Source organism: Actinomadura darangshiensis, assembly GCF_004349235.1.
Lineage (GTDB): Bacteria > Actinomycetota > Actinomycetes > Streptosporangiales > Streptosporangiaceae > Spirillospora > Spirillospora darangshiensis.
Genome location: NZ_SMKY01000351.1, coordinates 1 through 8,347, shown reverse-complemented (window position 1 = coordinate 8,347; position 8,347 = coordinate 1). Strand labels below are relative to the sequence as shown.

Below are 8,347 nucleotides of genomic sequence, written 5' to 3'. Positions count from 1 at the left end.
CCCCCTCCCCCGCGCGGGGGAGAGCCCTGAACGGGGTGCGGGCGGTAAACCGGTTGGCCCGGGCCGGGCGGGGCCGGTAGAGTCGCGCGCGGAACCGAGAGGGGGGTGAGGACATATGGCCGTCGTGGCGATGGCTGCTGCCCGCAGCGTTCAGCCTGTCCTCATGTCCCGGGCCGCCGGCTGACCCGACCACCGCACGACTTCTGCGGCACGTCCACGCCGGGGCCCCTTCACAAAAGGGTTCCATTCCGTTGTCTTTCGCATTCGCGGGGTCGTCCCGCCTGGCCGCCTACGGCTGGGACGAGACCCTGGAGACCGAGTTCACCCCTCATCGCGCCGCGGGCCTGGTCCCGGCGCGCGTCGCCGCGGTCGACCGCGGCCTGTGCGACGTGGTCGCCGAGGACGGCCCGGCCCGGGCCGCCACGGCTCCGGCCGCGTCCGGCGACCCGGCCGGCGAGCAGGCGCCGTGCACCGGCGACTGGGTCGCGCTGCGGCCCGGCGGGCCCGGCGGGCGGCCGGCGGTGGCGGCGCTGCTGCCGCGCCGGACCGCGATCGTGCGGTCGTCGGCGGCGCGCGATTCGCGCGGCCAGGTGCTGGCCGCCAACGTCGACACCGTCGCGATCGCCGTGTCGCTGGCGGCCCGCCCGGACCTCGGGCGGGTCGAGCGGCTGCTGGCGCTGGCGTGGGAGAGCGGGGCGCGGCCGGTGGTCGTGCTCACCAAGTCCGACCAGGTCCCGGACTCCGCCGGGGCGGAGGCCGACACGGCGGCGGCCGCGCCGGGCGTGGACGTGGTGGCGTGCAGTGCCGCGACCGGCGACGGCGTCGACGTCGTGCGGGCCGTCCTTGCCGGGACGGTGGCGCTGATCGGGCCGTCGGGCGCGGGCAAGTCCACGCTCGGCAACGCGCTGCTGGGCGCCGACACCCTGGCGACCGGCGCCGTCCGGGACGCCGACGGCAAGGGCCGGCACACCACGGTGCGGCGGGAGCTGCTGCCGCTGCCGGGCGGCGGTGTCCTGATCGACACGCCGGGGCTGCGCGGCGTGGGCCTGTTCGAGGCATCCGAGGGCCTGGAGCGCACGTTCGCCGACGTCGAGGAGCTGGCCGCCGCGTGCCGGTTCGGCGACTGCGCGCACGACAGCGAGCCGGGCTGCGCGGTGCTGGCCGCGGTCGAGGACGGAACGCTGCCGCCCCGCCGCCTGGCCAGCTACCGCAAGCTGCTGCGCGAGAACGCGTGGGCGGCGTCGCGGACCGACGCGCGGCTGCGCGCCGAGCGCAACGACCAGTGGAAGGCCGTGTCCAAGTGGCAGCGGCGGATGTACAAGGAGCGGGGGCGGGACAGGTGAACTGGACGGTGCGGCCGGAGACGCCGGGCGGCGTGCCGGGTGATGCGGCGGCGGTCCGCGCGGTGGTGGCGGCGGCGTTCCCGACCGCCGGGGAGGCGGACCTGGTGGACGCGCTGCGCGGGGACGCGGCGTGGGTGCCGGGCCTGTCGATGGTGGCCGAGGCCCCGGACGGGCGCGTCGCCGGGTACGCGCTGGCGACGCGGTGCCTGGTCGGCGGGGCGGGCGCGCTGGCGCTGGCGCCGGTGGCGGTCCTGCCGGAGCTGCAGCGGCGGGGCGCGGGCGGCGCCGCCGTCCGGGCGGTGCTGGAGGCGGCGGCCGTGCGCGCGGCGGCGGGCGGTGAGCGGCTGGTGGTGGTGCTGGGGCATCCGGACTACTACCCGCGGTTCGGGTTCGGCCGGGCGTCGCTGCTGGGCGTCGCGGTGGCGTTCGAGGTGCCGGACGAGGCGCTGATGGCGCTGGTGCTGGACGGTCCGGGCCCGGTCCCGTCCGGGACGGTGGCCTACCCGGCGCCGTTCGGCGTCTGACCACCGGCTGGTTCCCGGCGCACCGGCCTGGGCCCGTGGCCCGCGGACCCGTTCCGCGGGCCGCGGGCGTCAGCGGCCGCGGCGCCGGTAGGTCCGCACCGACAGCGGGACGAACACCGCGAGCAGGACCAGCGCCCAGCCGAGGGTGGCGGCGACGGGGTGCGCGACGGGCCAGGCCGCGTCCCCGGTGGGCGCGCCGGGGTTGCCGAACAGGTCGCGGCACGCGGCGGTGAGCGCGCTGACGGGGTTCCAGTCGGCGATGACCTGCAGGACCCTGGGCATCCCGCCGGTCGGGACGAACGAGTTGGACAGCATCGTGATGGGGAACACCAGCGGGATCAGCTGGTCGGCGGTCTGCTCGTTCTTGACCACCAGGCCGAGGTAGCAGCCGGCCCAGCTGAGCGCGTACCGCATGAGGGCCAGCAGCAGGAACGCCTCGGCGGTCTGCCAGATCCCGTTGTGGGCGCGCCAGCCGACCAGGAGCCCGGCGCCGGCCATGATGACCATGCCGAGGACGCCGTTGAGGATCTCGGCGCCGGTCTGCCCGAACGGGACGGCCGAGCGGGCCATCGGCATGGAGCGGAACCGGTCCATGACGCCGCGGGAGGCGTCGGTGGCGACCCGCATGGTGACGGCCAGGGTGCCGGTGAAGGTGACCATGGCGAACAGGCCGGGCATCAGGTACTCGCGGTAGTTGCCGCCGCCGGGCACGGAGATGGCGCTGCCGAACACGTACCCGAACAGCACCACCATGACCGCGGGGAAGATCAGCGCGGCGATGAGCTCGCCGGGTTCCTGGCGGATGCGGCTGATCTCGCGGCCGATGAGGGTGAGGCCGTCGGCGAGCGCCCAGCGCAGCCGGCCGGTGTGGGAGGCGGGGGCGGTGACGGCGGTCATCGGACGGTCTCCTTCCTGCGTCCGGCGCCGGTGGTCTCGACGGCGCCGGTGTCGACGGCGCCGGTGTCGGGGGTGTCGGTGCGGGTCGCGGTGAGGCGCAGGAACACCTCGTCGAGGGTGGGGCGGCGCAGCCCGACGTCCCCGGCGGTGACGCCGGCGCGGTCGAGTTCCCGGACGGCGTCGGCGAGCCTGAGGGTCCCGGGGGTCAGCGGCACCGACAGGCGGTCGCCGTCCAGGACGGGGTAGGCGCCGGTGAGGGTGTGCAGGAGGTCGGCGGCGGCGCCGGCCATGGCGGGGTCGTCCAGGACGACGTCGAGGCGGTCGCCGATGGAGGCCTTGAGCTCGTCGGGGGTGCCGGTGGCGATGACGCGGCCGTGGTCGATGACGGCGATGTCGTCGGCGAGCCGGTCGGCCTCGTCGAGGTACTGGGTGGTGAGCAGCACGGTGGTGCCCTCGGCGACCAGGCCGCGGATCGCGTCCCAGATCTCGCCGCGGCTGCGCGGGTCCAGGCCGGTGGTGGGCTCGTCCAGGAACAGCACCTGGGGCCGCAGGATCAGGCTGGCGATCAGGTCGAGGCGGCGGCGCATGCCGCCGGAGTAGCCGGCGACCTGCCGGTCGGCGGCGTCCATCAGCCCGAACCGCTCCAGCAGCTCGTCGGCGCGGCGGCGGGCCTCGCGGCGCGGCAGGTGGTAGAGGCGGCCGAACATGCGCAGGTTGCCGCGTCCGGTGAGCTTCTCGTCGACGGCGGCGTACTGGCCGGCCAGCCCGATGCGGGCGCGGACCTGGTCGGGCCGGCGGGCGACGTCGTGGCCGGCGATGCGGGCGTGCCCGGAGTCGGCGTCGGCCAGGGTCGCCAGGATCCGCACGGCGGTGGTCTTGCCGGCGCCGTTGGGGCCGAGGACCCCGCAGACGGTCCCGGCGGGGACGGCCAGGTCGAGGCCGTCCAGGGCGCGGGTGTCCCCGAAGCGCTTGCGCAGCGCCTCGGCCACCACGATCGGTTCGTCCGTCACGGCTCCTCCTCTGGGTACGGTGTACGCATCTACGGTAGACAACTGGGTACGTCGTACGCAACTAGGATGCTCGAAAAGACCGCGAGGAGGTCCGGTGGCAGGCGGCGAGCAGCGGGTCAGCATCTGGTCGATCCCGGAGCGGCAGGGCCGCGGGCCGCGCCCCGCCTACAGCCGCGCCCAGATCACCGAGGCGGCGATCCGCATCGCCGACGCCGACGGCCTGGAGGCGGCGTCCATGCGCCGGATCGCCGCCGACCTCGGCACCGGCGCGATGTCGCTGTACCGCTACGTCCCCTCCCGCGACGACCTGATCGAGCTCATGGTCGACCACGCCCTGCTGGAGATGGACATCCCCGACGGCCCGACCGGCGACTGGCGCGCCGACCTGACGCTGATCGCCGAGAACACCCGCGCGGTGTGGCTGCGGCACACGTGGCTGTCGGGCCTGGACCGGCCGCGCGCCACGCTCGGCCCCAACCGGCTGCGGCTGCTGGAGTTCGCCTTCGGGGCCCTGGACACCGGCGTCCCCATCGACGACATGCTCACCCTGCTGGACATGCTGAACGGCTATGTCGAGCGGGTCGTGCGCGGCGAGATCGAATGGCGGCGGGAGATGCGGCAGAGCGGGATGACGCCGGAGCGCTGGATGATCCACAGCGCCCCGTACGTCAGGGAGCTGCTGGACTCCGGCCGGTACCCGATGTTCGAGCGCATCGTGATGGACGCGCGGCTGCCGCACATGAGCGCCGAGGAGCAGTTCCGCTACGGCCTGGACCGCGTCCTGGACTGCATCGCCGCCGTCCAGCCCTGACCGCCCCGCCACCGGCCGGTGTCAGCCGGTGAAGGATTCGGGGCCGAACCGGCCCCAGGCCACGAACGCGGCCATGGCGAGGTAGACCAGGTTCGCCACGACCGCCGCGCCCTCCCCGCGCCGCAGGTGGGTGACCATCGCGCCGGCCATCAGCAGCACCCAGCACACGGCGGTCACCGGCACCATGACCGGCGCGACGCCGGCCGCGGCCGGCAGCAGGACGCCCGCCGCCGCCAGGACCTCCACGGCTCCGAGGGTCTTGACGAACCCGGTGCTCGCGTCGCCGGTCCATCCCCCGCCGGGCGCCGCGGCCAGCTTCTCCCTCGGCACGAGCACCTTGGCGGCACCGCCGAACAGCATGACGGCGGCCAGCAGCCCGGCCACGATCCACAACGCGAGATTCACGGGAGTCCCCCTTCACAGCGGCCCGGGCGGCATGCCCGGCCGAACGAACGTGTCGGGCATGGGACACCGGCACGCCGCTCCTCATAACACGCCGCGTCGTAACACGCCGGTCAGGGGGCGGCGGCGCGGGCCGCGCGGGCGGCCAGGGCGGTCAGGTGGTCGCGGAGTTCGGGCGGGCCGTGGACGTGCAGGTCGCAGCCGAGCATGAGCAGCCGAGCGGCGAGCCATTCCAGGGTGTCGGCGTGGGTGGTGAGCAGGCAATGGCCGCCGTCCAGGGCGCGGACCGCGCCGGGGTCGATACCGAGGCGGGCGGCGGCGTCACCGGCGGGCAGGTGCAGGGTGACCTCGGCGCGGTAGGCGGGGGCGAGCGAGTACAGGGAGTCGCGCAGGAACGCGGCGGCGTCTCCTCCGGGGACGTCGCGGGGCGTGGCGCGCTGCCCGGTGGGACGGGGCTCGGAGACGCGGTCGGCGCGGAAGGTGCGCCAGTCGCCGCGGTCCAGGTCGTAGGCGATGAGGTACCAGCGGCGGCCGGCGGCGACGATGCGGTGCGGTTCGGTGTGCCGGCGGGCGCCGCCGTGTGCATCGCCGCCGGTACCGCCCGCCCTGCCGGCCGGGCGGTAGGTGAAGCGGACGCGTTCGCCGCCGGCCGCGGCCGCGGCGAGGACGGCCAGGCAGGCCGGGTCGACGGCCGCACCTCCGGGGGTGGTGAGGGGCAGGGTGGCGGTGCCGAGGGCGGCGACGCGGCGGCGGAGCCGGGACGGCAGGACCTGCTCCAGTTTGGCCAGGGCGCGGGCGGAGGCCTCGCCGATGCCGTCGACGGGCTGGGCGGCGGCGGTGCGCAGCCCGACGGCGATGGCGACGGCCTCCTCGTCGTCCAGCAGCAGCGGCGGCATGGCGGTGCCCGCGACCAGGCGGTATCCGCCGTCCGGGCCGCGGGCGGCCTGCACGGGGTAGCCGAGTTCGCGGAGCCGGTCGATGTCGCGGCGGACGGTGCGGGCGCTGACGCGCAGCCGCCCGGCGAGTTCGGCGCCCGCCCATTCGCGGGGCGTCTGCAGCAGCGACAGCAGGTTCAGCAACCGGGACGCGGGGTCGGCCATGCCGTCCAGCATGCCGGACGTTCAGGACGGAACATGACCTGAACCGGCCCGGGCACCGGCGTGAGATGATCTCGGCGGTGCTGAAGCCGAAGGTCAGTGCCGGGGCCGAGGAAGGGTGCGCGATGAGCGGGACGGGTGTGCGGCTGGTGCGGGACGTGGGGCTGACCGACGCCGTCGAGTACGCCTACGCGGCGGTCGCCGACACACCGCTGCGCGCGGTGTGGGTCGCGGGGGCGTGCCCCCTGGACCAGGACGGCGCGACGGTCGCCGCCGGCGACTACGCCGGGCAGGCACGGCAGGTGATGCGGAACCTGGAGGCGGCACTGGCGGGGGCGGGCGCCGCGCTGACGGACGTGGTGAAGACGACCGTGTACGTGGCGTCGTCGCGGCAGGCGGACCTGGTGGAGGCCTGGCAGGTGTACCGCGACCACATGGGCTCCCACGACGTGCCGAGCACACTGCTGGGGGTCACGGTCCTGGGCTACGACGGGCAGCTCGTGGAGGTCGAGGCCACGGCCGTCCTCTGAGGCCGCAGGGCGCCGAAGTCCCGTCCCCAGGGTGACGCGGGGACGGGACGGGAGACGCCGGCGGGATGCGAACCCATCGGCGCCGGACACCCCGGATCGGCCCGGGGCGGCATGGAATCAGGGTGCCGCGCCCCGCCGGGCACCGCAACGCGATTTCCGCGCCCCGGATCTTTCCATTGAGCGGAACGATGATGTTCCTCCCGGCGTCCGGCATGGTGAGGGTGGGACCGCGGACCGCGCACCCTTGCCAAGGAGGAACGATGACGTTGCTCGACCCCGGCGTATGGACCGGGAACATCTTCGACGGCGGCTGGCGGCCGGCCGGGGACGGCGCCCGCTACGACGTCACCGAGCCCGCCACCGGCGGGACGCTCGGCACGCTCGGTGAGGCGGGCGCCGCCGACGCGGCCGCCGCGGCACGGACCGCGGCCGCCGCGCAGCGCGACTGGGCCGCCCGCACCTATGAGGAACGCGCCGCGGTCCTGCGCCGGGCGGGCCGGCTCTTCGAGGAGCACGCCGCCGAGATCGGCGACTGGATCGTCCGGGAGGCCGGATCGATCCCCCCGAAGGCCGACCTGGAGACCCACTTCGCGGCGAGCCTGTGCTACGAGGCCGCGGCACTGGCGTCCCACCCGCAGGGACTGGTGCTGCCGTCGGCGCAGCCGCGGTGGAGCCTGGCCCGCCGCCGCCCCGCCGGCGTCGTCACCGTCATCGCGCCGTTCAACTTCCCGCTGATCCTGTCGATGCGGTCGGTCGCGCCGGCGCTGGCACTCGGCAACGCCGTCCTCCTCAAACCGGACCCCCGCACCGCCGTGTGCGGCGGCGTGTCCGTCGCGCGGATCTTCCAGGAGGCCGGGCTGCCCGAAGGGCTGCTGCACCTGCTGCCCGGCGGCCGCGAGGCCGGCGAGGCGGTGGTCGCGGCGCCGGAGGTGCGGGTCGTGTCGTTCACCGGCTCCACCGCCGCCGGACGCAAGATCGGCGAGGTCTGCGGGCGGCTCCTCAAACGCGCCCACCTGGAACTCGGCGGCAACAACGCCCTCATCGTCCTGCCCGGCGCGCGCGTCGCCGACGCCGTCTCGGCCGGGGCGTGGGGCTCGTTCCTGCACCAGGGGCAGATCTGCATGACCTCCGGCCGGCACCTGGTCCACGAGAGCCTGCACGCCGAGTACGTGGCGGCACTGGCCGACAAGGCCGACAAGCTGCCCGTCGGCGACCCGGCCGCCGGCCAGGTCGCCCTCGGCCCCATCATCGACCAGGGGCAGCTCGCCCACATCGACGACCTGGTCACCTCCACGGTCGCCGCCGGCGCGCGGCTCGCCGCCGGCGGCACCCACGAGGGCCTGTTCTACCGCCCCACCGTCCTGGACGAGGTGACGCCCGACATGCCCGCCTACGCGCAGGAGGTGTTCGGGCCGGTCGCGCCGGTCGTCCCGTTCTCCACGCCGCAGGAGGCCATCGAACTGGCGTCGGCGACCGAGTACGGCCTGTCGCTCGGCATCCTCGGCGACGTCGGGCAGGCCATGAAGATCGCCGACGCGATCCCGACCGGCCTCGTCCACATCAACGACCAGACGGTCAACGACGAGCCGGTCGTCCCGTTCGGCGGCGTCGCCGCGTCCGGCAACGGGTCCCGGTTCGGCGGCCCCGACGCCAACATCGACGCGTTCACCGAGACCCAGTGGGTGACGGTCCGCGACGAGATCGCCACCTACCCCTTCTGACCCGCCCCTCCC

The 8,347-nt window shown here is 75.4% G+C and carries 9 protein-coding genes; 5 read left to right on the top strand and 4 right to left on the bottom strand.

The annotated features are described in order from the left end of the window. The first annotated feature begins 251 nt into the window (after positions 1-251). On the top strand, positions 252-1,343 hold the full coding sequence (gene rsgA, locus E1293_RS41060) for a ribosome small subunit-dependent GTPase A (RefSeq protein ID WP_207939404.1): 1,092 nt from the start codon (positions 252-254) through the stop codon (positions 1,341-1,343). Then, positions 1,340-1,867, top strand: a complete 528-nt coding sequence (locus E1293_RS41055) for a GNAT family N-acetyltransferase (protein WP_243717326.1) — start codon at positions 1,340-1,342, stop codon at positions 1,865-1,867. The genes rsgA and E1293_RS41055 overlap by 4 nt, the downstream gene beginning before the upstream one ends. Before the next feature lie 69 nt (positions 1,868-1,936). Here the strand turns inward: E1293_RS41055 and E1293_RS41050 are convergent, their stop codons facing one another. Then, positions 1,937-2,764 (bottom strand): ABC transporter permease, encoded by an 828-nt coding sequence (locus E1293_RS41050; RefSeq protein WP_132204568.1) that lies wholly within the window; start codon positions 2,762-2,764, stop codon positions 1,937-1,939. Then, a complete protein-coding gene (locus E1293_RS41045; RefSeq protein WP_243717324.1) occupies positions 2,761-3,774 on the bottom strand; it encodes an ATP-binding cassette domain-containing protein in 1,014 nt (337 codons plus the stop codon). The genes E1293_RS41050 and E1293_RS41045 overlap by 4 nt, the downstream gene beginning before the upstream one ends. A 94-nt stretch (positions 3,775-3,868) precedes the next feature. Between E1293_RS41045 and E1293_RS41040 the strand changes: the two genes are divergently transcribed. Beyond that, positions 3,869-4,585, top strand: a complete 717-nt coding sequence (locus E1293_RS41040; protein ID WP_132204564.1) for a TetR/AcrR family transcriptional regulator — start codon at positions 3,869-3,871, stop codon at positions 4,583-4,585. 21 nt (positions 4,586-4,606) lie between these two features. Here E1293_RS41040 and E1293_RS41035 read toward each other — a convergent pair whose 3' ends face one another. Beyond that, complete coding sequence (locus tag E1293_RS41035; protein ID WP_132204562.1) at positions 4,607-4,990, bottom strand: DoxX family protein; 384 nt, start codon at positions 4,988-4,990, stop codon at positions 4,607-4,609. A 110-nt stretch (positions 4,991-5,100) separates the two neighbouring features. Further along, positions 5,101-6,087, bottom strand: coding sequence for a helix-turn-helix transcriptional regulator (locus tag E1293_RS41030; RefSeq protein WP_132204560.1), 987 nt, complete (start codon positions 6,085-6,087; stop codon positions 5,101-5,103). 122 nt (positions 6,088-6,209) lie between these two features. On the opposite strand from E1293_RS41030, the gene E1293_RS41025 reads away from it, so the two are divergent. Continuing rightward, complete coding sequence (locus E1293_RS41025; RefSeq protein ID WP_132204572.1) at positions 6,210-6,614, top strand: RidA family protein; 405 nt, start codon at positions 6,210-6,212, stop codon at positions 6,612-6,614. A 260-nt stretch (positions 6,615-6,874) separates the two neighbouring features. Then, complete coding sequence (locus E1293_RS41020; RefSeq protein ID WP_132204558.1) at positions 6,875-8,335, top strand: benzaldehyde dehydrogenase; 1,461 nt, start codon at positions 6,875-6,877, stop codon at positions 8,333-8,335. Positions 8,336-8,347: the final 12 nt, after the last annotated feature.

Bases quoted from the DNA above. Each gene is read 5' to 3' on its own strand.
- E1293_RS41050 (WP_132204568.1), bottom strand. From the start codon at position 2,764: ATGACCGCCGTCACCGCCCCCGCCTCCCACACCGGCCGGCTGCGCTGG.
- E1293_RS41030 (WP_132204560.1), bottom strand. From the start codon at position 6,087: ATGGCCGACCCCGCGTCCCGGTTGCTGAACCTGCTGTCGCTGCTGCAG.
- E1293_RS41025 (WP_132204572.1), top strand. From the start codon at position 6,210: ATGAGCGGGACGGGTGTGCGGCTGGTGCGGGACGTGGGGCTGACCGAC.
- E1293_RS41020 (WP_132204558.1), top strand. From the start codon at position 6,875: ATGACGTTGCTCGACCCCGGCGTATGGACCGGGAACATCTTCGACGGC.